Origin of the sequence: Herbaspirillum sp. ST 5-3 (assembly GCF_004804275.1) — a bacterium.
Lineage (GTDB): Bacteria > Pseudomonadota > Gammaproteobacteria > Burkholderiales > Burkholderiaceae_D > Noviherbaspirillum.
Window position 1 is genome coordinate 20052 of the sequence record NZ_STGI01000005.1, and the last position, 25754, is coordinate 45805.

The following is a 25754-nucleotide window of genomic DNA, read 5'->3' on the forward strand; positions in this document are numbered from 1 at the left end:
ATAAGCATGTTTCTAGTTTGCAATCTCACTTTTCTGGGTGACCTGAATGCCGGATATTCATCGTTTGCTTCGCTGTCTGATTGCGCTGTGGCTATTGAGCCTGGCGGGCACCCTGCATGCAGCAGATTTACGGGTCGACGACAAGCCGACGTCCGCGCCGATCAATCTAACGCCGTACTGGTGGATCCTGGAAGACAAGGAGCGCGCACTCGATATCGGCGATGTTGTAACGCCCGATGTCGCAAGCCGCTTTGCCCAATCGACGCTGCACACCGATTCCATCAACTACGGCCTGCGCCACTCGGCCATCTGGCTGCGCATCACGCTGTCCAACAACAGCGGCCGGCAGATCGAACGCTTGCTCGAAGTACCCTTCCTCTATCTGCATGAAGTCGATCTCTACATGCCCGGCGAAAGCGGGTTTATCCACATCGCGACCGGGCACGCTCGGCCTTTCGCGCAGCGGCCGATCAATCATCGCAACTTCGTGTTTCCGCTGCACCTGCCGCCCAACAGCGAGACGACCTACTACCTGCGGGTCGCATCCGGCACCTCGCTCGATATTCCCGCCAAGTTGTGGGAGCCGCAGGAATTCGCGCACCAGAGTCTGCGCGAATACATCGGTCAGGCGCTGTATTTCGGCATGCTGCTGGCGCTCGGCCTGTACAACTTCCTGTTGTTTGCCTCGCTGCGCGACCGCACCTACCTTTACTACGTGCTGTTCGTCGCCGCCAACGCGCTTTCCATCGGCGCCTACAGCGGTCTCGGCTATCAGTTCGTATGGCCGGAGTCACCCCACTGGGCCATCATTTCGGGCATGATCGGCTTCGCGAGCACCGGCTTCACCCTGCTTTTGTTCCAGCGCAGCCTGCTGGCAACGACCACCACCGTGCCGATCCTGGACCGCGTCATCCGCGGCTTCCTTGCACTGAACGTGGTGCAGATGCTGGCCTTTGTATTCCTTCCGCATGACCAGATCATCCGGATCGGGATCATCATCGATGCGGCCAACATGCTGCTGGCGCTGGTGGTCGGCATTACCTGCCTGGCACGCGGTCAGCGCAGCGCACGCTTCTTCCTGCTGGCGTTCAGCTTCCTGGTATTCGCCGCGGTACTGACCGCGTCGCGCAGTCTTGGCATCAAGGGGCTGCCCAACTTCCTCGCGGTATACGGCATGCAGATCGGCTCCGCACTGGAAATGCTGCTGCTGTCGCTGGCGCTGGCGGACCGCTTCAATCAGATCCGACGCGACAAGGAAGTCGCGCAGCAGGAGCTGGTCGACAGCCTGAAGCGCAGTGAACGCGTGCTCGAGCATCGTGTCGCCGAACGCACCGCCGAGCTGTCGCGCACCAATCAGGATCTGCGCGAACATGAACGCGCGCTAAATGCGGCCAAGGAAGTCGCCGAGGAAGCCTCGCACATGAAGTCGGCCTTTCTTGCCAACATGAGCCACGAGATCCGCACGCCGATGAACGCGATCATCGGCATGGCCTATCTCGCCTTGCGCACCGACCTGACCGGCAAGCAGCGCGATTACGTCGAAAAAATCCATCACTCCGCCGAGTCGCTGCTGGGCATCATCAACGACATCCTCGACTTCTCGAAGATCGAGGCCGGCAAGCTCAGTATCGAGAAGGCCGACTTCCCCCTGCATCAGGTGCTGGCCAGCGTCAGCAATGTCACCCGCCAGGTCGCACTCGAGAAAGGCCTGAAGTACGTGTTCGACGTGGCGGAGGATGTGCCGCCCAACCTGTTCGGCGACCCGTTGCGCCTGGGCCAGGTGCTGATCAACCTGATGAGCAATGCCATCAAGTTCACGTCAAGCGGCCAGGTGCAATTGCGCTGCCGTGTTGTATCCAGTTATGCCGGCGGCGTCGAATTGCGCTTCGAAGTGGAGGATACCGGCATCGGCATCACGCCGGAACAGCGTACGCGCCTGTTCAGCGCATTCAGCCAGGCCGACGACTCGACTACGCGCAAGTATGGCGGCACCGGGTTGGGGCTGGCGATCAGCAAGCGCCTGGTTGAAATGATGGGTGGCAGCATGGATTTGCGCAGCGAACCCGGCGTCGGCTCGACATTCGGTTTTACCGTCCGTCTCGGCCTCGGCGCTCTGACCGCAACCGCGTCGCCGGACTTGCCCCAACGCCTGCTGGACTGCCGCGTGCTGGTGGTGGACGACAACCGCGCAGCGCGCGAAATCCTGACCGCGCTGATTGACGGCATCGGCCTGCAGTCGGATGCGGTCGGCAGCGCCGCCGATGCCCTGACCGCCATCCGTGCGACCGACGAACGCGCGCCGTACGACCTGGTGCTGACCGACCTCGGCATGCCTGACATGAACGGCATGGAACTGGCCAGCGCGATCAGAAACGCCGGCCTCCGGCACCCTCCCAAAGTCATCCTGGTGACCGCGTTCGGCCGCGAAGACGTATTGCGCCAGGCCGAAGGCGCACCGGTTGACGCCGTGTTGTTCAAGCCAATCGATCAATCCCTGCTGCACGATACTTTCGTGCAGGTATTCGCGGCCGGCGGCGTCGAATGCTGCAATGCCCGGCTGAAGCGCATCCTGCCGCGCTTCGACGGCTGCCGCGTGCTGGTGGTGGAAGACAATGAAATCAATCAGCAGATCGCACGCGAAATGCTGATGGCGACCGGCTTGCAGGTCGATATTGCAGGCAATGGCAAGATCGCGCTCGAAATGCTGTTTGCGGAGGAGCCTGGCACCTACGATCTGGTGTTGATGGATATTCAAATGCCCGAGATGGGCGGCCATGCCGCCACGCGCCGCATCCGCATCGATCAGCGCTTCGCCTCACTGCCGATCGTTGCGATGACTGCGCACGCCACCGACGAAGAGAAGAGCGCCTGCCTGAAAAGCGGCATGCAGGATCACATCACCAAACCGATCAATCCGGACCATTTCTACAGCACCCTGACCCGCTGGCTCACCGAGAGCAAACCGACTACTGCAAGGCCGGCGTCCGAAGATGCCGCACCGGCAAAGGCCCTCGGCCTTGTCGACACGCCGATCGACATCCCCGGCTTCAACACGGCCGACACGCTGGATCGGCTGGCCGGCGACATCGACTTGTACCATCGGGTGCTGGCCATGCTGGTGCCCAGCCTGGGGGCGGCGATCAACCAGTTCAATGCAGCGGTCGATGCAGGCAATCATGCGGGGATCAAATCGGTGGTGCACAGCGTCCGCGGCATGGCGGCCAACATCGGCGCTACCGCACTGACGCAGCTTGCGGCAGAGCTGGAACACACGCTGGGCGGTAGCACCGCGGAACCCGCGCAGCTCGACGCTTTCCGCGCGCTGTGCGAACAGTCGCTGCGCCTGGTGGAAGAAGGTCTGGCGCAACGAAAAGCGGCGCTGGCCGCGTGAAGGGAATCAGCTTCTCGCCGCCTTGCGCAGCACGACTTCCCACACGCACTTCGGTTTTTCATAGCGGTCGATGCTCATTTCTTCCACCGCCACATGCGTCCATTCCGCGCCAAACAGTGCATCAATGGCGGCGCGGTCGAAAAACCGCTTGCGGTCGCTGTAGCGGCCGTCGACCTGATAGTAGTTCGGCTCCAGCGCCTGGAAACCGGTCGCACCGTAGTGCACGTCCCTGGTGGAGTTGAGTCGGCAAAGCAGCAAGCCGCCGGGCGAGAGGCAGCGCAAGATCTCGCCCGCGATCCTGTAGGTATCGTCCCATCCAAAGTAATGCAGGCAAAGACTGGCGACAATGACATCGAAACTGCCATCGGCAAATGGAAACGGCTCGCGCAGGTCATGACGCACCAGCACCGGAGCGGGCGTAGCGGGCACGACACGAGCACACTCCTGCAGCGCCTCGGCCGAGATGTCGGTCCCGACCACGCGCAGACCCGCTTCGGCCAGCCGTGCGGTGTCGCGCCCTGTATTGCAGCCGAGTTCCAGCACGGTCGATGTCTTTTCCTTGATGAGCGGCAGCCATCGGTCCAGCCAGCGATCGGTTTCCTTCATCGGTCGGCGTCTTGTTAGTTGTTGCCTTCGGCTTTGGCGAGAACGCCGGCGCGGCGCAGCAGCTCAAGCGCCAGCCCGACAAACGCCGACGTCCATGCAACCAGCGCAATGTAGAGAAAAACGCGCGGCAGGAATTGCAGGAATCCGAATCCCATCGCCTCGATCATCTCCCTGGTGCTGGCGGAATACATCCCCAGCGGAAAAATCGCGCCCCAGTACAGCGGATCGTATTTCAGCGGAAAGCGACGGAAGACATAACGCCACAGGGCTAGCACCACCAGCATGGGAATCCACCAGGTTCCGGTTGCCCAGTAAAAGACCGTGAAACCCTTGATGAAGGGAAGCAGCGACAGCAGAAAAGGCGCGTCGGGCGCATTGATGATGAGCAGCGATCCTGCCAGCGTTGAAATCGCCATCGCGCCCATGTTGATCCAGTACGGCGGGGCCAGATCGCCCGGAGAAAAAGGGAACATGGTGTAGCGGTAGAAGATGAGCGACATCATCCAGATGTACAGCATGCCGCCCCACAGCCACATCGACAAGGCCAGAAAATTGATTTCGAGGCGATAGGGCTGATCGGCGTGCGCCGCAAGCAGCGCGCCCAGCACGGCGATGGATTGCGATGCCACCACTGCCAGCAGCCAGGCGCCACTGATACCCTTCTCCAGGCTAGGCTTGTTCTGCTTGATGGTGAAGCCCGCGAATATCGTGTACGTGAGCCCGACCCAGAGCGTGATCGCCGCGCCCCAGAGCACGGTGCTGACACGGTAATCTGCCCCTATCACCGCGAACTGGCTGCCGAGAATGCTCGTCGCGGCAACCGTCGTAAAGAACCCGGGGCCGCGCAGATGATCGATCATGTCGCCGAAGAAGCGGCGCGGATAGCGCACGGCCCGCAGTATGGTCAGGAGCCACAGCACGGCATAGACAAGGATATTCAGCCGGAACAAGGCCATTGCCAAGCCATGCATGCCGACGCGATAGGACGCCAGCGAAACGATGCCTGTTGCCATCGCCATGCCGAAATACGCCGGCGACAGGCCGGCTACATCGGCGAGGATTTCCGGTTTCTGTGTTTTGTCGTTATTCATCATGGGCGTGTCCCATTCTACCTCCTCATGCCGGGCATCAGGCGATCCGGCGATGCTGCATGGCGACATGCCTGTGCAATTACGACTGGACCTTGTCCCAGTGATCATGGCGCTCGCGCCGTTCCTGCCGGTAGTTGGTGATCTCCAGCCGGATGCCGTCCGGGTCGCGGAAAAATGTCGCCCAGTAGTCCGGCGCATATTCCGGATAGGGCGCGGCTTCACTGGCGTCGATCCCCGCGGCACGCAATTCCCTCGCGGCCGCCCTGACATCTTCCGGCGACTCGACTCTCAGACAGAGATGATGCAACCCCGGCGAATACGAATCGTGACCGTTTCCCGATCTCGCCGGGCGTATCACATAGCCGAAGTGCCGGTTGAAGTACTGCGCATGCGGATCGCCGCCGATGGCGAAGGTGTTCTTGCGAAAGCCGAGAACCTTCATCACACGATCGTAAAATTCCTCCGAGCGGTGCATGTCCGACACGGTAATGTAGATGTGGTCAATTCCAATGATGTCTGGCATAGGTCGGATAATGGCTGGAAGCGTGGATCAGATGATGCAATGCGAACGCGATGGATCTCCGGCCGAAGCCGCATCGTCTTCAATCTTCGAAAGAACAAATTCCTTGATATTGCGGGGAAGCGCCTGCGCAGCATGCTCGAACAACATGCCTGTCTTCTTGATGTCGCGCGGCGCGCCGCCTCTGAGCATCGGCGATGCCTTGTAGCTCAATGCCCCGTTTCCCTCGCCATCGTCGACAAGCATGTGCGACAAACCGCGGTCGCGCGTCCAGTGCAGCGCTTTCTCCGTACGCCCCTTGTCGTAGCAGAGCTGGAAGCCGTCAATATCTCCCTGCGCATCCATCCAGACGATCAGGTCCATCGTGTCGGAGGTGAACCACCTGCGCTTCCGATCGCCCGGAAGCTGTCGAACTTGTGTTATTTCCTGCAGACGCATTGTGCAAGCTCCAGGTCTGTTTGCCGCGATGTTCTGTCCACGCACATCCTCAGACAAGCCCATACACAGAAGCATTGAGCAGCGCCGAAACCAGCAGCGCTGCAATGAAGGGAGATTTTGGAAACGCAGCGACGCCGATCAGGGATGTCACCAAGGCATAAGCGCCGACAATCCGGAGCAAGGACAGGTCGCCGATTGCAACGGCATGCAGCGCCGCATGACCTGCGAGCATGAGCAAGGGCCCGAAGATCAGGAACCAGAATGCCGTGCGCCGCAGCTCCGGCGCATTGAACTTTCCGACAAAGCCAGCGGCAACTGCCGCCGCAAGCGGCGCCTTGAACGCGACGAGGCCGTAGGCAATATGTCCGATGCCGAGCACAAAGAGCGCCCATGCCATTGCATGAGTCATTTTGATTTTTCCCCATTCGATGTTGATGAACTCTTGAGACGCGACGATTGTGCAGACCCGGAAGCAAGCAAGTGACTCGAAAAAAACGCTGCGATCTTGCGATTGATTTCCGGCACGACAGACGCACGGTCAAAGCCAGGCGGATCGGAGACCAACGCACCGATCGATCCATTCAGGCCCGGTGGCAAAGGGGACAGCAGGGCTCCGTGCCCGCCAGTCTGCAGATCGGCCAGTCGCTCGCAAGGTGTGCAAGTCTTGAGAATGGCATGGCTGTGGTAGGTCGGATTGAGCCACTTGTCCTTTTGCGCAGTGATGATGCCAAGAGGAACAATCGGCGACTCAAGAGACGCAGGATCAAAGTCGGCCGCAAACGGGACGCCGGCAACAATGGCGGCAATACGAGGGTCGGTATGGGCGTACCAGGTTTCGTCCGTCAGTTTGAAGCCAAGGATCCAGCGAACAAGCCCGATCTTGATTCCGTCCAATACGCCGCCATTCAGCCTCATCGTCGGACCCGCACATGCCTGAAAGTCGTCACGCATGTGGACGTCGCAGTGCTGACGCAAGCGCGCCGGCGACCAGCGCCCTCCGGCCAGCACCAAAGCAGTATGCCCGCCAGCCGACATGCCGTACATGCCGACCTTCTCCAGATCGAGCATTGCGCGAAAGCGCGGGTCCGCCCCGACGCGATCGATGGCGCGCGAAACTTCGAGCGGACGCCGCTTCCAGCTCGGCGGTCCCGGCTCACTGTCGTCCTTGTAGTTGTCGGCGAAGTGCTCAGGCATCGCAACAATGAAGCCGGCCTCGACCAGCACACGCGCCAGGTCGGCATACACCCAGGGGGACGCCGGAGATCCATGCGAGATCACGACGAGCCGCTTGTTGCCGGCTGCAGGTACGCCGTCGAACGCGACGTCGAGGTCAAACCCGGCGCGATGCTGCAGCTTCGATTCGCTGGTCGACGGATAAAAGACCGTGACAAGACCGCTTTCAGCGTCCGCCGGAATGTCAGTCAGACCGACCGAGGCATGTGCAAGGCCAATGCAAAACAGCAGCGCGTGAAAGCACAAGCTTTTACCGATGGCGAGTCGCATGTCAGAGTTCACTGAAGGCTGGTTTGAAACGGGCTGGACACAGGTAGTTGCCTGCACCTCGGAGTTGCATAAAAAGCATCCCCGCATCTTGCCATGGCCGCGCTGTTATCACAATAAGGGGCGTGCACGGAATCATCCCTGAAGAGTGTTGCCCGCAGCCCGAGGAACACCTTCTTCCCGATCGCGCTATGGAGAAGCAGCGTGTTACATCCCGCTACGACGCTGGGATCCAGGCTTCGCGCGGAACAGCCTCAATGCCACGGGTAGAATAAGAAACACCAGTCCGAGTCCGAACAGAGTGATCATTTCCGTCCATGAAGAATGCGCCTCAAGAACGATCTCCCTAGGGTCGTCAGGAGAATGGAAAACCGCGACTTCCCGTCCCACAGGATAGCGGGCAACCATTTCGAACGTGTCGCCCTTCCCGTCGCCGAAGATGAAGCCGCCGTACCTGACGCGCGTCACGCAAAACTTCCCGCCATCGTCCTTGTACGTTCCGCAAATCTCCGGACGCCAATATGACGCACTCCTGGCGCCGCGCTTTTGGCTTGCATAGGATTTCGTGATGACTCCCGGTCGCGACGGCCACTTCTCCGCCTGCGCCTTCTTGAACATTTCGAAAGGTGCGACCCCGGTCGTGAACAGCCCGAAGACGATTCCAGCCAGGATTGCAACACCGATGATTTTTTCGAAAAACACGCTCACGATTTATCGCCGATTGGCATTGTGAATTGCCAAGTCATTTGCCAAATTGAGACCGGCGCAGCCATGCCGTAAAAAGTATCAGTACCAAGGTGCCAATACCGTACTTTCTCAAGATGCCCTGTCAGCCCGGAATCTCTGGTTCGACAAGTTTCGCCAACTGTGCAAGCGACTCTTGCCAGCCGAGATAGCACATCTCGACTGGAATGGCTGCAGGAATCCCTTCCTGCACAATGCTGATCTCGGTTCCGCAAGACACTTTCTTCAAGCTCACCGTCGTCTGCATTTCTCCTGGGAGGTTCGGATCGTCGAACCTGTCCGTATAGCAAATCTTTTCAAAGGGAAGCAGCTCACGATACTCGCCGCCAAAGGAGTGCCCTTGGCCCGTCCCAAAGTTCGCGAACGACATCCGGTAGGTGCCGCCGACCTTGGCGTCCATATGATGGACCTTGCAAGTGAATCCGTAGGGCGGAAGCCACTTGGCCATGGCATCGGCGTCCAGGAAGGCGCGATAGATGCGCTCGGGGTTTGCCCGGAGTACGCGGTGGAGACGGACGGTTCCTGTGCTCATGATCGGTTCTCCTTTCAATCTGCTATTGGGTAACTATTGGAATTGTCCCGCGGCATAGAAGGGCTGATGGGTGCCGGATGGCCTGAGGAAAGTGCATAGCGTTGAGATGACAAGCGCGTAGCGCCCCGATCGATTGTAGTGTCAGGGCGCGCGCTTGGACTCAACATAGGTACGCAGGTATCTGATGGTAAAACTGGCGCCGGATGCAGAGGAAGTTATCGCAACAGCGTAGTCCTTCGCACAGTCGCCCCATCGAGGGGTATCGACTTCGCACAGTTCAGAAATAACGGTGGTGGGCGCCAACGTCGTTTTATTGTGTAGAAGCGTCACAGTCGGGAATACATATACGCCATCGGCACCCTGTGGGTTTGAATTTGGAAAATCGGCACCGATGGCTATTTCTATTTCACCGCAGCGTTTGACAATTCGTTTGCTCCCGTTGCGATAGCCATCACGAGACCACTTGACCAATTTTTCACTAGAAAAGAACTCGGCAACCTCAGGCTTGCGTCCCGCGAGGTATGCGTCGATTTGGTCTGTATTTGATGGTGAGGTGATCAACAGGCTGGAGTTGGTAAGAAAGCACAGGAATACCAAGTCGCTGCCCGGGGGTACCGGAAGGGCTGACGTTTCAGCGAAAGCTAATCCAGGGAGGAAGGCTAGAAACAGAAAAAGGTGGCTCATGGTTGCGCCCTAACGAGACTGTAGGAAAAGTCGTTTTGCGGTTTTTTTAGCGGCGTAAGTCATTGATTCCCTTGGCTTGAGAATTAGCAAGAATGGCATTTTTGGACTTTTTCTACAGCCTCAACGATTCAGTTCACTGGCGCGAAGCGTCAGTGTGCAACGGTGAGTTAAATGACGGCATATGACGCAACTTCATTTTTATCCTCGATGACGATCTGGGTTCCATTCTCAAACCGAAATAGAACCTTGCTTCCCTCAAACGTCGCGGACATCTCATATGACCCGAGCCTCACGCCAACCACGCCGGCACCAGCCCCGACATCAACATGCGGATAGTTCCACGATTCCTCTTCCACTTCCCAGGGCTTCGGCTGTTCATTCCATTCACGCCAGAAAACCATATGCGGTTCAAAGTAAAGCCGATACCATGCGCCGTCAAATTTCAAGTATGTGACGTTTGCCGATGCCGCCGTTTCACCTTCGAACTCGTAGCCCTCGCAGATAAAACCTTCGCAAATCCGCCCCTTGAGATCGGGCGGAGTACCGACAATTTCGAGCTCAGGTGTAACGGACATAGTCATTTAACGCCGAGATGACGGGCGCTCTTTTGCGTCCCTGTCGATTGACATGTTAAAAAGCATAACGCTCTTATCCCGACACATACTGAAAAAGTGGTCCTAATGTAGCGAATGCGAGAACACCTATAAGGCGCCAAGTATGTGACGCAATCAAAAATATTCCGATAAAAATGACCACGCATGCAATTAATACGGCGAGCTTTAGAAATGCTCCGGCGATGAAGAAATAAAATGCCGCTTTACTGATGAAATAGCAGCCAGCGAAAAAGCCGACGACAAGACCGATGAGTTCCATGCCGGCCAGCCCTTCCGATACCCAACCGGAGCGATTTGATTTGTATGGACCGTCGATCATTTTGCTTTTTAACTTTTTAGTTATACGGACAGCACCTGTCTGTCTAACCAAACCGGCTGTCCGCCTATCCTCAACAGTCGATCCGGCGCAAATGCTTGTCGCGTGGTTGTTTTAACGACGTACTGCACAAAAACACAGTACTAAATAACCATGAAAGATGTCAGCCAGTCTATACCGGCCGTTGAAATAAACACAAGGCCGCCCAAGTTGCTCGATCAATTGCGACGGTGCATACGGGATAAACAGTACAACCTGCGAACCGAAGAAGCCTATGTTTATTGGACTCGCTGGCATATCAGGTTTCACGGCTTGCGCCATCCGGGTGAAATGGGCGCGGCTGAGGTGCAAGCGTTTCTTTCCTATTTCACGAATGAGAGGAAGGTCGCGGCCTCAACACACAATTAGGCGCTCTGCGCGTCGCTGTTTCTTTAGAAGCACTTACTTCAGATGGAGTTGCCCTGGCACGAGCTCACGCCAGCACCAGATGCTTCTGCTGTTCCGGCAGGAACTCGCGAATGTCGCGCGGTTTGCGGCGGCGCGGGTGATCGATCTCATCGCGCCGCAATGCCCTCGCCGCGCGCCAGATGAGGACATCGTCTTCATAGGGGCGCAGTGCCGCGGTCTTTTCCCACAGCACGCGACGGTGCGTGATGAAGTCCCAGCAGACTGGCGTCAGGCCGTCGAGCTTGCCTTCGGCTTGCAGCTTGAGGGCGATGCCCATGACGTTGCCGGCGTGCGGCACGTCTTCGGGGAAATAGATGGAATTGGCCCAGGCGCGCACGTCGCAGAAATCAAGTACCTGTCCGCGAATGGGCTTGTGCCACTGGTCGGGGTGTGCGTTCTGGTTCGGCCAGCGGCCAGCGCCTACCCATGTGCCTGTCTTGAACATCGCGTATCTCCTTCTCCGCCGGCGGCATGATCATGAGAGGCATTGCGTACTAACCGCAGCGCTGCTCCGAGCCACGCCAAATACTGTTCATATGTACAGTATATACCCATTTCCACCTTTGTCCATGCGGCTTGCAGGGCAGCGTGGCGGGATTTCAACATGGCACGGTCACGCATGCGCACGGTCCGCCGGAAAGCACGGCTGCCGAAACATCCCGACAGCGGCACTCTCGACAGAAATCGTGTCTAATATGCAGCGCGATCAACCCACGATAAGGAGAAAAAATGAGCGCGATGGATCGGTTCTTCAAGTTGACGGAACAGGGAACGGATGTGCGCACCGAGTTGCTGGCGGGGCTGACCACCTTTCTCACGATGGCCTATATCATTTTCGTGAACCCTTCCATTCTCGGCGACGCGGGCATGCCCAAGGATGCGGTGTTTGTTGCCACCTGCATTGCCGCAGCGCTCGGTTCGCTGGTGATGGGCCTGTACGCCAATTACCCGATCGCGATGGCGCCGGGCATGGGGCTCAATGCGTACTTCGCGTACGGCGTGGTGAAGGGCATGGGGTATAGCTGGGAGGCAGCACTCGGCGCGGTGTGCATTTCCGGCATCCTGTTCCTGATCGTGAGCGTGCTCCGCATTCGCGAAATGATCGTCAACGGCATTCCGCATTCCGTGCGCACGGCGATCACCGCCGGCATCGGGCTGTTTCTGGCCATCATTTCACTCAAGAACGCCGGCATCGTTGCCGCGCATCCGGCCACCTTTATCACCCTGGGCGACTTGCACAAGACGACCACCGTGCTGGCGATCATCGGCTTCTTCCTGATCGTTGCGCTGGATCGCCTGCGCGTGAAAGGGGCGATCCTGATCGGCATCATCGTGGTGACGATTTTGAGTTTCGTCTTTGCCGGCAATAAATTCGCCGGCCTCGTATCGGCTCCGCCCTCGCTCGCGCCGACGTTGTTCAAGCTGGATATTTCCGCCGCGCTGTCGATCGGCATCCTGAACGTGGTGCTGGTGTTTTTTCTGGTGGAACTGTTCGATGCGACCGGCACGCTGATGGGCGTGGCTACCCGCGCCGGTTTGCTCAAGGCGGGCAAGATGGATCGCTTGAACAAGGCCTTGATGGCCGACAGCAGCGCGATTGTCGCCGGTTCATTCCTCGGCACCTCGAGCACCACGGCGTACATTGAAAGCGCGGCCGGGGTGCAGGCGGGCGGACGCACCGGACTGACCGCCGTCGCGGTGGCGGTATTGTTTCTCGCCTGCCTGTTCATCGCGCCGCTGGCCGGCGCCGTTCCCGCGTATGCCACCGCGCCGGCGCTGTTCTTCGTGTCCTGCCTGATGCTGCGCGAACTGGCTGATCTGCAATGGGATGACACCACGGAAAGCGTGCCGGCGGTGATCACCGCCTTGATGATGCCGTTTACCTATTCGATCGCCAACGGCGTCGCATTCGGTTTTGTCTCCTACGCGGGCCTGAAACTCTTTACCGGCCGCGCGAAGGAAGTGCCGCTGATCGTGTGGATCATTGCAGCGATTTTCATTTTCCGTTACGTGTATCTCGGCGCTGAATAGTTGAGCTTGAGCGATCTTTTGCCAGGAAAACGGAGCGATACCATGACGTCGGATTCCACGGCATTCAGGGCCAGCATTCTGCATTTCACCGCGGACCCCGCGTTCGATCGCAATGCTTCCGTCTGGTATGAAGACGGATTGCTGCTGGTGAACGACGGGAGCGTGCAGGCGGTCGGCGATCATGCGCAATTGCGCGATAGCCTGCCCGCGGGTACGACGGTACAGGACTATCGCGGCAAGCTGATCGTGCCGGGCTTCATCGACACGCATATCCATTACCCGCAAACCGATGTCATCGCGTCTCCCGCGCGCAGCCTGCTGCCCTGGCTGGAGACGTATACCTTCCCTGCCGAACGCAGCTTCGATGACGCGGCGCATGCCCACGAGGTCGCGCGCTTCTTCCTGGATGAACTTCTGCGTTGCGGCACCACGACCGCGATGGTGTATTGCACCGTGCATCCTGCGTCGGTCGACGCGTTTTTCTCGGAAAGCGAACAGCGCGGCCTGCGCATGGTCGCCGGCAAGGTCATGATGGATCGCCATTGCCCGGCTTTCCTGAGCGATGCGGAGCAATGCAGCCTGCGCGTGAATGAAGACCTGATCGCAAAATGGCACCGGCGCGGGCGTCAGCTCTACGCGATCACGCCGCGCTTTGCCGCCACGTCGAGCGAGGCGCAACTGCAGGCGGCCGGCGAACTGGCGCGCGCCCATCCCGACGTGTTCGTGCAGACGCATGTCGCCGAGAATACCGAGGAAGTGGCATGGGTCAAATCGCTGTTTCCGAATTCACGCAGCTATCTCGATGTCTACGACCATTACGGCCTGCTGCGTCCGCGCACGATGCTCGCGCATTGCATCTGGCTGGACGAGCACGACCGCGCGCGCATGCGGGAGACGCAATCGGCGGCGGCGGTCTGCCCGACTTCCAACCTGTTCCTCGGCAGCGGCCTGTTCGACTTCGCGCTGGCCGATGCGGCGCGCATGCCGCTTTCGCTGGCAACCGATGTCGGCGGCGGCACATCGTTCTCGATGCTGCAGACCATGAACGAAGCCTACAAGGTGGCGCGCATGCGCGGCACGCATCTTCCCGCGCTGCGCATGTTCTACCTGGCGACGCTGGGCGGCGCGCGGTGCATGCAGCTGGAAGGCACGATCGGCAATTTCACGGCTGGCGCGGAAGCCGATTTCATCGTGCTCGATCCGCAGGCGACGCCGTTGCTGGCGCGGCGCACGGAACGCGCCGGAAGTCTGGAGGAAATGCTGTTTGCCTTCGCATTGCTGGGCGATGACCGGGCAGTCTTGGCGACCTATAGCGGCGGGCAGCAAGTGCATGCACGCAATGCGTCGCAACCAGGCGACAAAACTCAATCCTGTCCCACGTAAAACTGCAGCGAGTCCACGATCGGCGCGAAATAATTCAGCGAGGCCTCGTAATCGCCGCATCCGTAGTCATGAAACGCCGCTCTGATGACAACCGGCGGCGCCACCAGGATCTTGCCGACCACGCGATAGCTTTTTTCGGCGGCCAGGCAGTCGGTGATTGACACGCAGGCGGTGCCGGTGCCGCGGCTGACTTCGGAAACGATCTTCCATGCATAGCCAGCCATGTTCGTCAGTGCCTTCAGGTCGGCTTCGCGGAATGCTGCGGCAACCTCTTCGGCCGGGCGTTCGTCGTCCTCCGCCAGCGTCCACGTGGTGAGGTAGGCGCCCTTGGTGCCGTCGGCGGATTCAAGGTAGATCGATTTTCCGTCGTTGGACTCGCGCTGCGCCCAGTCGTCGGGCAGGCGCAACATCCAGAAATCGGTGTGGATCGTTTTAAAAGTCGTCATCTCGTTGATTTTATCCGTTGGCGTGCAGCACGACGGCCGACTGTGCCTCGTCCTGCTCGTGCAACAGGTCGCGCAAGCGGTCAAGGTCGATCGGCTTGGTGAGATGATGATCGAAACCGGCTTCGAAGGCGAGGTTTTTGTCTTTCTCCTGCCCCCATCCGGTGACCGCGATGAGCATGGCGTTCCGTTCCTGGGACATGCGGCGGATGCGTTGCGCCACTTCATTGCCGCTCAATCCGGGCATGCCGATATCGAGCAGCGCGACGTCCGGCTGGAATTCGGCATAACCAGCCAGCGCGCTCTCGCCGTCGTAGGCAATCCGGACCTCATGCCCCTGCAGGCGCAACAGTTCGGCCATGGTCTCGGCCGCATCGCGGTTGTCATCGGCGACGAGCACGCGCTTCCCCTTGACCTGCGCGGCCGGCAATACGGCGATATTGTCGAGTTCCGGCGCCACCGCCGCGCGTAGTGGCAGCCGCACGATAAAGCGGCTGCCCTGCCCCGGGCCGGCGCTGCTGGCCGCGATGCTGCCGCCGTGCAGTTCGACCAAGCCTTTCGCGAGCGCCAATCCAATGCCGAGGCCACCGCTCGATCTGTCCTGCGTCGAGCGCACCTGGGTGAACATGCGGAAGATTTCGTTCAAGGCACCAGACCGGATGCCGATGCCATTATCCGTCACGTTGATGGTGAGTTCGTCGCCCGTGCATTCGGCATGCAGGCGGATCGTTCCGCCGGGATCGGTGTATTTGGCCGCGTTGGTGAGCAGGTTGGCGAGCACCTGCGCGACCCGCAACTGATCGGCCTCGAACCAGACCGGCTCCGCCGGCAAATCGATCAGGAGACGATGCTGCCTGCCGTCGATGATCGGGCGAGCGGTTTCCACCGCCGCATCGACCACTGCTCCCAGTTCGGTGCGCGCCATACGCAGGTGGAGCATGCCGCGCGTGATGCGCGATACGTCGAGCAGGTCGTCGAGCAGCAGGGACATGTGCCGCACCTGGCGGTCGATCACGTCGTGGCTCCAGCGCTTCTGGGCTTCGGTGGCGTCGGACGAATTGGAAATCAGCGCCGCCTGGCGAATCGGCGCCAGCGGATTGCGCAGTTCATGCGCCAGCGTGGCGAGGAATTCATCCTTGCGACGATCGGCTTCCTTCAGCGCCTGCTCGTTCTGCTTGCGCTCGGTGATATCGGCAAACCACACCGCGACCGACCCCTGCAAGGGCGAGGCAACAATGTGGAACCAGCCGTCGGTGCCGTTGGTTTGTGCCTGGAACTCGAATTCGCGGGTTTCACCGGCTTCGGCAACGGCAACGAAGTTTCCGAACAGGCCGGGATCGTCCCAGGTGCCGGGCAAGGCTTCCGTGACGCGGCGTCCGACCAGCTCTTCCACCGGTTTGCCGGCAACGCGGGCGGCGGCGTGATTGACATAGGTCCATTGGAAATCGATGATCCCGCCGTACCGGTCCCGCACCGGCGCGAGGACATTGAAGGGAACAGCGGAGGATTCCAGCACGACGCGGAAGCGCTGATCGCTGGCCTGCGCGACGGCCTGCGCGCGTGCACGTTCGGTAAACACCGATCCCTTGCCGGCGCAGATATCGGCCATGCGCATCTCGCGCTCAGTCGGTTTGTATGGCACGGGAAAATAGATGGAAATGGCCCCCATCACCACGCCGCTGGCGCTGATCAAGGGCGTGCTGTGGATCGCGCGAAAACCTTCTTCACGCGCCAGCTCGCGCCAGGCTTCGAAGCATAGATCGGTCTCGGTGTCTTCGATAATCACCCTGCGTCTCTGCGCGCACGCGATGCCGCAGACGCCCTCGCTGACCGGGCCGGGGGACAGTTTTTTCAAATCCGCTTCGCTGAAGCCGACGCTAGCCCTGACCGTCAGGTAACCGCGCTCGAAATCGTACAGGGACAGCAGACCCTTCTCGCAACCATGGAATTCGGCGAGTGCCTCCAGGATGACCTGCAACTGGCTCTGCAAGTCGTCCAGCTCCAGCACCCGGCCGGCGAGGATGTGCAGACGCTGCAAGTCGGCCACTTGCTGGGTGAGCTCGGTCTGGGTGCGCTCCAGCAACGCGACCATGCGTTTGCGCTCGCTGATGTCGAGCGAGGCGCCGCGCAAGCGCAGAGGACGCCCGTTCAAATCCTTCTCGATATGAAGCTTGGTGAACAGCCAGCGCACCTGGCCGTCAGGCATGGTAACGCTGTGTTCGCGCGCATAGTTGTCATTGTTCGCTGCCAGTGCCTGCTTGAAGGCGAGACGCGCTTCCTGCAACTCTTCCGCGCGGAACATGGCATTCCATTCATCGAGCGACAGATGTCTTGCCTGGCTGCCGTCCGCCGGCGCGTGTCCCAGCAGTTTCTGCAAGGTTGCCGAGGCAAAAATGCTGCGACGGCCAAGATCGATCTCGAACAGGCCGACTCCGGCATTCTCTTGCGCAAGGCCGAGCAACTGTTCAGCCTCGGCCGCGCGGTGGGTCACCAATCGAAACCTGCCGCCTAGAAACACGAGAAATAGTCCTACGGCAAAATAAGCCAACATGACGGCGCGGTCGTTAAAGGCCGCGACCGAGAGCTGGCCGACCGGGTCAAGCAGCAGCGCACCGTTGATCATCCCGATCATCAGCACCGCGAAAGCAGGTCCGCGCCCCGCGACCATGGCGGTCACAAGCAGTGCCGGCAGGAAAAGCAGGAAAGGACTGCGCGCCCCGACCCAAGGCTGCAGCGCCCAATGCAAGGCCGCTGCCAAGCCGGACAGGCCGGCCGCAATCGCGTAGCGCAGGATGATGGATCTCTCCGGAAATGAAAATGCCATTGGCGTCTCGTTCTGACGGATTCGCAAAAACAGTCTACTCCAAGCTTATGTGTGCAACCAGACCGCTCTTGACGGCCGCGCCCCGACCCGGCAAGGTGCACGCGCTGAGCCCACCCATTTTTATCGGCGGAGTCGGTTTCAACGAATTTCAGCGAGGCTAACAGGGCCGGCCAACAAGGGTCTTGCGCTTGCGCGAAGGATCATCGAAAAAATCGAAACGGAAACCGTTTGCGAACACAATCGTCGTGCTTGCCTGCACGCTTACGCGGGCTTGGCGGCCATCAGGTAAAACACGATCAGAAAAGCGATGAACGCCGGGACTCCAAGCGCAACCCAGGTCCAGAAATAGCGCCAATAGGAGAACGCGAGCGGCGCCTTGCGTTCGACCGCCTCGCGCGCGAGCCGGCGCATGCGCATCTGCAACCAGACCACGGGCAGCCAGCACGCAACGGCGACGGCATACAAGGCGAGCGACCAGGCAATCCAGTGGGTGCGCATCGGCAGCCCGGCAAGTTGCATCATGTAAAAGCCCGTAAGCGGCTGTATGACCACGGTGGTTGTCGTGAATATCCAGTCGGCCAGCACGACCAGGCGCGTCACGACCGCAATCGCACGCAGGTCGCGGCTGAAACTCGTGAACAGGAGATAGAAAGCGGAACCCACCCCGGTGCCGAATAGCAAGGTGGACGACAGGATATGCAGCCATTTCACGGTCAGGTAATCCATCAGCGTTCCTCCACTTCCAGCAGGAGCCAGATAGCGGCAAGCATCGGAAGGTTTTTCAGCAGCGGCCCGTAAGGATGCAGCCAGAATTCCGGCAAGCGCCAGCTGATGATGATGCTATAGAAGACGATTACCGCAATCTGCGCCAGCCACAGCAGTCGGCGCCGGCGCCAATGCAGCGCCAGGGTCGCGATGCCGAACACCAGATCCAGCAGCGCCGCGCCATACAGCATCACAGGGGCAAGCATGCCGCTGATGCCGACACGCGCCAGCAGCGCATAGCTGTCGGCGACCGGATACACGCCGAGCGACACGATGCCTGTCACGATCCAGACCAGCGCGATCGACACGCGCAGCAGCGGCAACAACCAGCCGAGCTGCGCCTGCAGCCGTTCGGCGCGCATGTCGCGCCGGGCGATGAACTGCTTCGGGGCGCGCGGTTCATGACCGAGCAAGGCGGTGATTTGCGCCGGACTGGCGGTATTGCCGCGTTCGAGCATCTGCAAGGTTTCGGCATCGAGCAGGCTGCCCGGCAGGCGCGATGCGGCGGATGCGGCCGCACGCATGAAGCCGATCGGCACCGGCACGAAGCGCGCCCGGCCCATGCCCATCGCGCGACGCAGTGCGCCCAGAAAGCAACGCAGCGTGATCGCGCGCGGGCCGACCAGCGCGACGCGCGTGCCGCTGGTCGGCGCGCGATCCAGCAGCGCGATGATGGCCGCCACCAGATCGTCGATATGCACCGGCTGGATCGCCTGGCCGCCATTTCCCGGCAATCCGATCAAGGGCAGGCTTGCCAGCGTATTGAACAAGCGCGCGCTCGTGCCGCCGGGACCGTAGACCAGCGAGGGCTGGACGATCACCGCATGCACCGGCAAGCGGCTGAGGAAATCGTCGGCGCTCTTTTTGCTGCGGTGGTAGGCGCTCTGCGCATGTTCGTCCGCGCCGAGTGCGGAGATCTGTATCACCAGCCGCACCTGGCTGGCGGCGCAGGCAGCAAACAGCGCTGCCGGCGCGCGTTCGTGAATGGCCTCGAAGGTCTGCGCGCCACGCTCCCTGATGATGCCGACCGCATTGATCACCACATCGACGTCGCGCACGCGCGGCAGCCAGGTGTCGATATCGAAGTCGCGCGTGAAGTCGGCGCCTATAGTGCGAATCTGCTGATTCTCGCTTTGCCGCGCGTGACGCGACGCGCAGATGACCCGATGCTGCGACGCGACAAGCGCTTGCACCAGATGGCGCCCGATGAAACCGCTTGCTCCGGTAAGCAGCACGACCAATTTCGCGTCCTCCGTCTGCGGGAACCCCGCCTGTTTTTACGCGTCACATGGAAGAGTTCGAAAGTGTCTGCGAAACATCATTTTCGTATTTCCTGCCGTCAGTTGCGCAGGAGCGACTGCATGGTTTTCTGACGTCGCGACAAGATCTGTTCACACACAATACGACCGGCAAGCGGGTCGCGTAGTTCAGTCGCGGCCATGCCGCATGGAGAAAGCATGAAAAACTGGCGGGAAGCAATTCGCGATGGCGCCATCAGCGGCAGTATTGCCAGCCTCGTTTCGACAGCCGTGCTGGGCGGGCGCGGCCAACGCGATACCGGGACACCCTTTGCGCCGACCAATGCAATCAGCCACTGGATCTGGGGCGATGGTGCCGCGGAGCACGACGAACCGAGCACGCGCTACACCGGCATCGGTTATGTGATTCACCACGCCTCATCCACGCTGTGGGCCGTCATCTATGAGAAATGGTTTGGCGAAGCGGCCGAGCGCGGCGAAGTCGGCCGCGCGGTGGCTGGCGGCGCTGCGGTCGCCGGGCTGGCATGCTTTGTCGACTACAATCTGACGCCGCAGCGGCTGCAGCCGGGATTCGAAAAACGCCTGTCGACGCCATCGATGTTTCTGGTCTATGCGTCCTTCGGCATGGGGTTGGCGTTGCGCGGCCTGGCGACATCGCGTGCCCACCTGCTACCGCATATTTCGTCGTCGGATTAGCGCGGCATTCTCGCCCGGGCAAAGCAGTGGCGGAAGGGAGTGGGAGTCGAACCCACCAGACACGCCGTGCGCGTCTCGCCGGATTTGAAGTCCGGGCGCTCCACCGGGATACGATTCCCTTCCGTTTACTCACAACTCTTCAGTCCAGCCGAACCACTCTCACATATGCCGACGATCACGCGATCCGCCGCCGTCCTCCGGCAAAGCGTGTGACGCGAATGCGGTCGAGAAACTCCAACACCTCGATCGTCAGATTACGCCCTATGCCGGTGCGGTCGCGGTAGCTGGCCGCATCAAAACTGCCCTGCTCCGAATCGCCCGCGAGCTGTCGCGCCGCTTCCGCCAGTGCTTCCATCGTCGCAGGCAGGAAAAACCGGTTTTTGGCGACGCGAAGGAGATGGCCCAGCGCTGCAGCCCGCTCAAGAAACGCAAGCAACACGGCTTGCTCAATCTCCAGCATGCGCGCAAGCTCGCCGACAATCGGCGGCCGCAAGCCGCTCGCTTCCAGTAGCGTGCTCACCTTCGCCAGCAGCGCCGCATCGCCTTCCGACAAGCATGCCACATGCTGCGCAAGCGACAAACACAATCCTGCCCGCCGCAGCTTGTGCTGCCCGATCAGCTCCGCGAGCACGGCGCTTAACAAGGGCGAACGCGCCGGCACGCCCACGGCCGCTTCCAGTTGCGCCTCGGAGGGGCCGAGACTCTCCGGCTGCCGGCCGTGCCAGTCTTCCAGCACGGCCAGCACCTGCGCCTGCAGCGACCGCCAGCGTGCCGGCGAAAATCCGAGACGGACATCCGGGGCGTTGACGACATGGATGCCAAGTGCGGTCCGCAGCGCCTCCACTTCATCTGCGACAAGATTTCTCGCCAGCGCAAAGCGTTCGAGATCGACGCCTTCCGGCTGCGCATCGAGCAAGTCCTTCAGTGCCTGCGCGGGTTGCGGAATGCGCATCGCCGTCAGTTGCGCCAGCCGGGCCGCTTTTGCTCTTCCGCGTGAAAGGCCGAACGGATCGACCACCTCGCCGCCGGCGATCGTACGCTGCGCCGATTGGTCGCGCAACACGAAACGATCGCCATGCAGCGCCGCGACCGGCGCATCGAGCACCAGCTGTGCAAAGCCGCTCTGCCCCGGTGCTATCGCGCGTTCTCCCAGGACCGCGACACGCGCATTCGCGACCGCTGCACCGATATGCAAATGCACCGGTGTCCAGTGCGCCAGCGCACGCGCCTCGCTTGCCAGCACCTTGACGCAGACATCGAGGCGATCGCTCGGCGCATGCAGCGCCGAAGCGACCAGCCAGTCCCCGCGCCCGACCATTTCATGTCGCAGCTCGCTGCCTGCGATGTTGAGCGCGCAGCGCTCGCCGGCACGCGCCGCATCGGCAGGGAGATTCTGCGCATGAATGCCGCGTACGCGCACCGGGATGCCCTGCGGCGACGCGATCAACTGATCGCCGACCTTCACGCTCCCGGCCAGCACCGGCCCCGCGACCACCAGGCCGGCGCCTGGCAGGATGAAACTGCGATCCACCACAAGGCGAAAATGGCCGCGCGCGGTTTTCGCGGCAAGCGTGCGACCACTGTCCCGCAGGTGCTCGCGCAAGGCTTGCACGCCCTCGCCCGAGGTCGTCGCCATGGGAAAAATCGGCGCAGCTTCCAGGCCGCTACCCGCTAGCAGGCTTCGCACTTCTGCCTGCGCCGCGCGCACCCGCTCCGCGGACACCCGGTCGGTTTTGGTCAAGGCGATTGCGCCGCGTTGCATGCCGAGCAGTTCGAGAATCGCAAGATGCTCGACGGTCTGCGGCATCGGGCCATCGTCCGCGGCGACCACCAGCAGGGCGAAATCGATGGCTGCAACACCGGCCAGCATGTTGCGCAGGAAGCGTTCATGTCCCGGCACATCGACAAATCCGATACGCTGCCCGTGGCCGAAGTCGGCGTAGGCAAAGCCGAGGTCGATCGACATGCCGCGTTCCTTCTCTTCCTTCAGGCGATCGGTGTCCACGCCGGTCAACGCTCCGACGAGCGTGGTCTTGCCGTGATCGACATGGCCGGCGGTGGCGACGATCATGGCGCGGCCGCCTCCTTGAATCCCGCGACGAACAACTCTTCTTCCTCCAGGCAGCGCATGTCGAGCAGGAAAGCGCCGTCGGCGATGCGGCCGATCACCGGCACGGCGAGGCCGCGAAACGCGGCGGCAATCTGCTCGACTGCCCTTCCAGATGCACGTCCGAGGCGGTTCGGCAGAATGCGCAGCGCAAAACTCGGCAGCACATCGACGGGAAGCGAACCGCTGCCGATCTGACTGTGCACCGGCACCACATCAACCTCGGCGCGCCCGCGCAACCAGGCGCCGACCACGGGCCGCATGCGATGCGCCAGTGCCTCGATGTCGAGCGGCGAGCGCGCAAGCAGGCGCACGGCGGGAAGACGTTGCGCCAGCCGCTCCGGGTCGCCGTACAAGCGCAGCACCGTGGCCAATGCGGCGATGGTCATCTTGTCGCAACGCATCGCGCGTTTCATCGGATTCTTCTTGATGCGCGCAATCAGGTCGGCGCGGCCGACAATGATGCCGGCCTGCGGACCGCCCAGCAGCTTGTCGCCGCTGAAGGTGACCAGATCGGCACCATTGGCCAGGGTCTCGGCCGGCGTCGGCTCATGCGGCAGGCCGAAGCGCGCGAGATCAATCAGAGTGCCGCTTCCGAGGTCGACGACGAAAGGCAAACTCTTTTCCTTTGCCAGTTGCGACAGCGCGCGTTCGTCGGGCGCCGCGACAAAACCTTCGATGCGGTAATTGCTGGTATGGGCCTTGAGCATCAAGGCGGTGCGCGGCCCGAGCGCTTCCTCGTAGTCGCGCAGATGGGTGCGGTTGGTCGTGCCCACTTCACGCAGCTTGCAGCCGGCGCGCGCCATGATATCCGGCAGGCGAAAGGCGCCGCCGATCTCGATCAGCTCGCCGCGCGACACGATGGTTTCCTTGCGCAGCGACAGGGTGTTCAACAGCAGCAACACGGCGGCGGCATTGTTGTTCACCACGGTCGCCGCTTGCGCGCCGGTCAGCCGGCACAGCCACTGCTCGACGTGATCGTCGCGGTCGCCGCGCTGCCCGACGGCGAGATCGTATTCGAGATTGGATGCGCCGGACGCCACCTGCACCATGGCCTCGATGGCTTCCGGCGGCAGCGGCGCACGGCCGAGATTGGTGTGCAGGACCGTGCCGGTGAGATTGAAAACCTTGCGCAGGGACGGCGTGGTGTCGGCCAGGACCCGGGGAGAAATGCCTTGCGCAATCGCGTCGTCGCCCTGCGTCGCCGATTGCGCGCGCAATGCGGCAAGCTCGGCGCGCACCGCGTCGACGACCAGCGGCCTGCCGTGTGCTGCGATCAGGGCTGCAACGACCGGCCAGGCGAGCACGCGATCGACCGAAGGCAGGCGCACGCGCGGGAGTTCGGCCGCGCTCACACGCGCCTCCCGGCGACAGGTCGCTTAGGGCGCGGTGATCCCGCGCAGGATCGCCTCGATCGCTTCGTCGGCCAGCGCGCGCAGCTCATCGTCGCTGCGGTCCTGGATCGGATGCCGCACGAACACCATGGCCGGATCGAATCCGAGCACCTTGGATTGCAGGGCCGCTGCCTGCACGAATTCAGTAGACGCAATCGCGACTCCCGGAATGCCACGACCTTCAAGGTCTGCGATGTCATGCATACAGCACGACGTGCAGGAACCTCAGTCGGCCAGGCCTTCGATGACGAGATTGCATTCGGTCGCGATCTGCTGCTTGAGCGCGGTCGGCGCGGTGCGCGTGAAGGTCGGCTTGCGATAACGCTTGACGCTCACGCCGCGCGCACGCAATTGCTCGTCGACGCGGTCGAGGAACACATTGCCGCGTGCCTTGGAAATATCAAGGATGCCGACCGTCAGTCCGGCCAGCGAGGCGGGACGCGCCAGCAAGGCGCGCATCGCCGCCGCGCGCTCGGCGGTCGGGTCCAGCAGGATGGATGCTTCTTTCATACAGCGATCTCCTTGGTGACAGGGGTCGAACCAACCGGGCCTGACGCGGCCCAGCCGGCAATCACAGCAGAAAACAATCCGGCGGTGCCGCCGGCACGAACGATGAACAGGCCGCCGGGGCGGAATTTCGGCACGGTGCTCGCCGCCATCGACAGGGGCAATCCTTCCGCGATGCCGCCGGCGCCGACCACCATCTCTTCGCCCGGCAGTTGAAGCAGGCGCTCCAGTTCCTCGCGCAGCCGCGCCTTGGACCAGCCGGCTTCGATGAACACGCGGCTGTGCTCCGGCGATACCACCAGCACCGCGTCGCCCGCCATGGCCAGCTTCGGATGGTCGACCGCGCGCAGGCAGAGCGCGAAGCTGCGCGCCAGGGATTCCGGCGTGCGCGATTTCTGGTCGACGATGCCCTGCACGCCCTCGCCTGCAAACAGCGTCACCGTCGAGCGTCCCTTGGCAAAGCCGCGCTCAACCGAGAGCGGCTCCCATGCACTGTCTTCGGCCTCGGCGAAGCAGAATGAATACTTGCCCGGCGTGCCGAGCGTCGCGCGGTCCAGCTCGCCCGGACGCCCGCCGCCGACATTGCGGATGATGAGCTGCAAGGCACGTCCGATGGTGGCATTGGCGCGGTTGCCCTGCCCCAACGCATTCACCCCGGAATTCATGCCGATGGCGCGCGTGATCGGTCCGTTGACGATCACCATCGGCCCGGCGAACATCGTGGTGCACAGTATGCCATGCATGCCGAATTCGTCGGTCAGCGCCGCTTCCAGCGCGGCCAGCACCACCGGCATGTACTCGGGCTTGCATCCCGCCATGACGGCATTGATGGCGACCTTCTCGACGGTGCAGGCGACCAGATCGGGCGGCACGATGCCGACCACTTCGTCGGGCGAACGCGTGGTCCCGGCGAGCATGCGCAGCACGCGCTCGCGCGTCGGCGGCACCACCGGCAAGCCGTCGGTCCAGCCGCGCTCGAAGCATGCCTCCATCAGGTCTTCGCTGCCGGCGATCTCGATCGGCCGCGACGCAAAACGAACATTGCCGAAACGGATAGCCAGCTCCTCCTGCACGCCCGGCTCCAGCGTCTTCGATCCGCAGCCGGGCCGCAGCGCAGGCAAGTCCTTGCCGAGTTCGCTGCGCCCGGTGATCTTTTGCCAGTCTTCGCGATGCCAGCCGTAGCAGCGTTCCGCCTCCCGGCCATTCTCGAAGCGGATGACAGTCGGCACCACCTCGATGCCCAACCGGTAGGACGTTTCCAGGGTCTCGTCGTAAAACACGGCAGGACAGCCGGCCGCATAATCGGCGCTGTCCTGCACATACACGGTGAGCGGCTGTCCCGCCTGCGCCAGTTCATGCAGCAAAGGCTCCACCAGCGCGCATGTCGGGCATTCGCGCTTGGCAACAACGACAAGGCCATCGGTCGGATGATTCATCGGCAAACTCTCCTTGTGCGCATCCG

General features: G+C 61.5%; 25 protein-coding genes and 1 tRNA gene. 5 read left to right on the forward strand and 21 right to left on the reverse strand.

Features of this window, described 5'->3' with window-relative positions; genetic code table 11:
- The first annotated feature begins 46 nt into the window (after positions 1–46).
- Positions 47–3391 (forward strand): hybrid sensor histidine kinase/response regulator, encoded by a 3345-nt coding sequence (locus E6W33_RS11630; RefSeq protein WP_136417488.1) that lies wholly within the window; start codon positions 47–49, stop codon positions 3389–3391.
- Positions 3392–3397: 6 nt separating this feature from the next.
- Here the strand turns inward: E6W33_RS11630 and E6W33_RS11635 are convergent, their stop codons facing one another.
- From E6W33_RS11635 to E6W33_RS11685, 11 genes are all read right to left on the reverse strand, one after another.
- A complete protein-coding gene (locus E6W33_RS11635; RefSeq protein ID WP_136417489.1) occupies positions 3398–3997 on the reverse strand; it encodes a class I SAM-dependent methyltransferase in 600 nt (199 codons plus the stop codon).
- A gap of 14 nt (positions 3998–4011) precedes the next feature.
- Positions 4012–5091, reverse strand: coding sequence for a tellurite resistance/C4-dicarboxylate transporter family protein (locus E6W33_RS11640; RefSeq protein ID WP_211097318.1), 1080 nt, complete (start codon positions 5089–5091; stop codon positions 4012–4014).
- Positions 5092–5167: 76 nt separating this feature from the next.
- Positions 5168–5611 carry a VOC family protein gene (locus tag E6W33_RS11645; protein ID WP_136417490.1) on the reverse strand — a complete coding sequence of 148 codons (444 nt, stop codon included), beginning with the start codon at positions 5609–5611 and terminating at the stop codon, positions 5168–5170.
- A gap of 27 nt (positions 5612–5638) precedes the next feature.
- The gene (locus E6W33_RS11650) at positions 5639–6046 is read right to left on the reverse strand and encodes a hypothetical protein (RefSeq protein ID WP_136417491.1); all 408 of its coding nucleotides are present in this window, start codon (positions 6044–6046) and stop codon (positions 5639–5641) included.
- Between the two features lie 49 nt (positions 6047–6095).
- Positions 6096–6455 carry a DUF6463 family protein gene (locus tag E6W33_RS11655; RefSeq protein ID WP_136417492.1) on the reverse strand — a complete coding sequence of 120 codons (360 nt, stop codon included), beginning with the start codon at positions 6453–6455 and terminating at the stop codon, positions 6096–6098.
- Positions 6452–7549, reverse strand: coding sequence for a dienelactone hydrolase (locus E6W33_RS11660; protein WP_247869622.1), 1098 nt, complete (start codon positions 7547–7549; stop codon positions 6452–6454). The genes E6W33_RS11655 and E6W33_RS11660 overlap by 4 nt, the downstream gene beginning before the upstream one ends.
- 204 nt (positions 7550–7753) lie before the next feature.
- Positions 7754–8254: a DUF3592 domain-containing protein gene (locus E6W33_RS11665; protein WP_168798616.1), complete on the reverse strand. Its 501-nt coding sequence runs from the start codon at positions 8252–8254 to the stop codon at positions 7754–7756.
- 121 nt (positions 8255–8375) lie between these two features.
- Positions 8376–8822 carry an SRPBCC family protein gene (locus tag E6W33_RS11670; protein WP_136417494.1) on the reverse strand — a complete coding sequence of 149 codons (447 nt, stop codon included), beginning with the start codon at positions 8820–8822 and terminating at the stop codon, positions 8376–8378.
- A gap of 141 nt (positions 8823–8963) precedes the next feature.
- On the reverse strand, positions 8964–9506 hold the full coding sequence (locus E6W33_RS11675; RefSeq protein ID WP_136417495.1) for a hypothetical protein: 543 nt from the start codon (positions 9504–9506) through the stop codon (positions 8964–8966).
- A 167-nt stretch (positions 9507–9673) separates the two neighbouring features.
- On the reverse strand, positions 9674–10087 hold the full coding sequence (locus E6W33_RS11680; protein WP_136417496.1) for a hypothetical protein: 414 nt from the start codon (positions 10085–10087) through the stop codon (positions 9674–9676).
- 67 nt (positions 10088–10154) lie between these two features.
- Complete coding sequence (locus E6W33_RS11685; protein WP_136417497.1) at positions 10155–10439, reverse strand: hypothetical protein; 285 nt, start codon at positions 10437–10439, stop codon at positions 10155–10157.
- A gap of 150 nt (positions 10440–10589) precedes the next feature.
- Here E6W33_RS11685 and E6W33_RS11690 point away from each other — a divergent pair, with 150 nt between their 5' ends.
- Positions 10590–10844, forward strand: a complete 255-nt coding sequence (locus E6W33_RS11690) for a phage integrase N-terminal SAM-like domain-containing protein (RefSeq protein ID WP_136417498.1) — start codon at positions 10590–10592, stop codon at positions 10842–10844.
- A gap of 64 nt (positions 10845–10908) precedes the next feature.
- Here E6W33_RS11690 and E6W33_RS11695 read toward each other — a convergent pair whose 3' ends face one another.
- Complete coding sequence (locus E6W33_RS11695; RefSeq protein WP_136417499.1) at positions 10909–11328, reverse strand: hypothetical protein; 420 nt, start codon at positions 11326–11328, stop codon at positions 10909–10911.
- 284 nt (positions 11329–11612) lie between these two features.
- On the opposite strand from E6W33_RS11695, the gene E6W33_RS11700 reads away from it, so the two are divergent.
- Both E6W33_RS11700 and guaD read left to right on the forward strand, forming a co-directional pair.
- Entirely contained in the window at positions 11613–12914 is a 1302-nt protein-coding gene (locus tag E6W33_RS11700) for an NCS2 family permease (RefSeq protein WP_136417500.1), read from the forward strand.
- A 42-nt stretch (positions 12915–12956) separates the two neighbouring features.
- Positions 12957–14297, forward strand: a complete 1341-nt coding sequence (gene guaD, locus E6W33_RS11705) for a guanine deaminase (RefSeq protein WP_136417501.1) — start codon at positions 12957–12959, stop codon at positions 14295–14297.
- Here guaD and E6W33_RS11710 read toward each other — a convergent pair.
- The 4 genes from E6W33_RS11710 to E6W33_RS11725 form a co-directional block, all read right to left on the reverse strand.
- Positions 14279–14743, reverse strand: coding sequence for a hypothetical protein (locus E6W33_RS11710; RefSeq protein WP_136417502.1), 465 nt, complete (start codon positions 14741–14743; stop codon positions 14279–14281). The two genes, guaD and E6W33_RS11710, sit on opposite strands and share 19 nt — an antisense overlap.
- A 10-nt stretch (positions 14744–14753) precedes the next feature.
- On the reverse strand, positions 14754–17564 hold the full coding sequence (locus E6W33_RS11715) for an ATP-binding protein (protein WP_136417503.1): 2811 nt from the start codon (positions 17562–17564) through the stop codon (positions 14754–14756).
- Between the two features lie 261 nt (positions 17565–17825).
- A complete protein-coding gene (locus E6W33_RS11720) occupies positions 17826–18290 on the reverse strand; it encodes a DUF2269 domain-containing protein (protein WP_136417504.1) in 465 nt (154 codons plus the stop codon).
- Entirely contained in the window at positions 18290–19564 is a 1275-nt protein-coding gene (locus E6W33_RS11725; RefSeq protein ID WP_348983160.1) for an SDR family oxidoreductase, read from the reverse strand. Before E6W33_RS11725 ends, E6W33_RS11720 begins: the two co-directional genes overlap by 1 nt.
- Before the next feature lie 222 nt (positions 19565–19786).
- On the opposite strand from E6W33_RS11725, the gene E6W33_RS11730 reads away from it, so the two are divergent.
- A complete protein-coding gene (locus E6W33_RS11730) occupies positions 19787–20284 on the forward strand; it encodes a hypothetical protein (protein ID WP_136417506.1) in 498 nt (165 codons plus the stop codon).
- Between the two features lie 27 nt (positions 20285–20311).
- Here the strand turns inward: E6W33_RS11730 and E6W33_RS11735 are convergent.
- From E6W33_RS11735 to E6W33_RS11760, 5 genes are all read right to left on the reverse strand, one after another.
- Positions 20312–20407 (reverse strand) — tRNA-Sec (locus E6W33_RS11735).
- Positions 20408–20459: 52 nt separating this feature from the next.
- Entirely contained in the window at positions 20460–22355 is a 1896-nt protein-coding gene (gene selB / locus E6W33_RS11740; protein WP_136417507.1) for a selenocysteine-specific translation elongation factor, read from the reverse strand.
- Positions 22352–23746: an L-seryl-tRNA(Sec) selenium transferase gene (gene selA, locus E6W33_RS11745; RefSeq protein WP_136417508.1), complete on the reverse strand. Its 1395-nt coding sequence runs from the start codon at positions 23744–23746 to the stop codon at positions 22352–22354. The genes selB and selA overlap by 4 nt, the downstream gene beginning before the upstream one ends.
- Positions 23747–23770: 24 nt before the next feature.
- On the reverse strand, positions 23771–24295 hold the full coding sequence (locus E6W33_RS27825; RefSeq protein WP_282183693.1) for a UGSC family (seleno)protein: 525 nt from the start codon (positions 24293–24295) through the stop codon (positions 23771–23773).
- Positions 24292–25728: a thioredoxin family protein gene (locus E6W33_RS11760; RefSeq protein ID WP_136417511.1), complete on the reverse strand. Its 1437-nt coding sequence runs from the start codon at positions 25726–25728 to the stop codon at positions 24292–24294. Before E6W33_RS11760 ends, E6W33_RS27825 begins: the two co-directional genes overlap by 4 nt.
- Between the last annotated feature and the right edge of the window lie 26 nt (positions 25729–25754).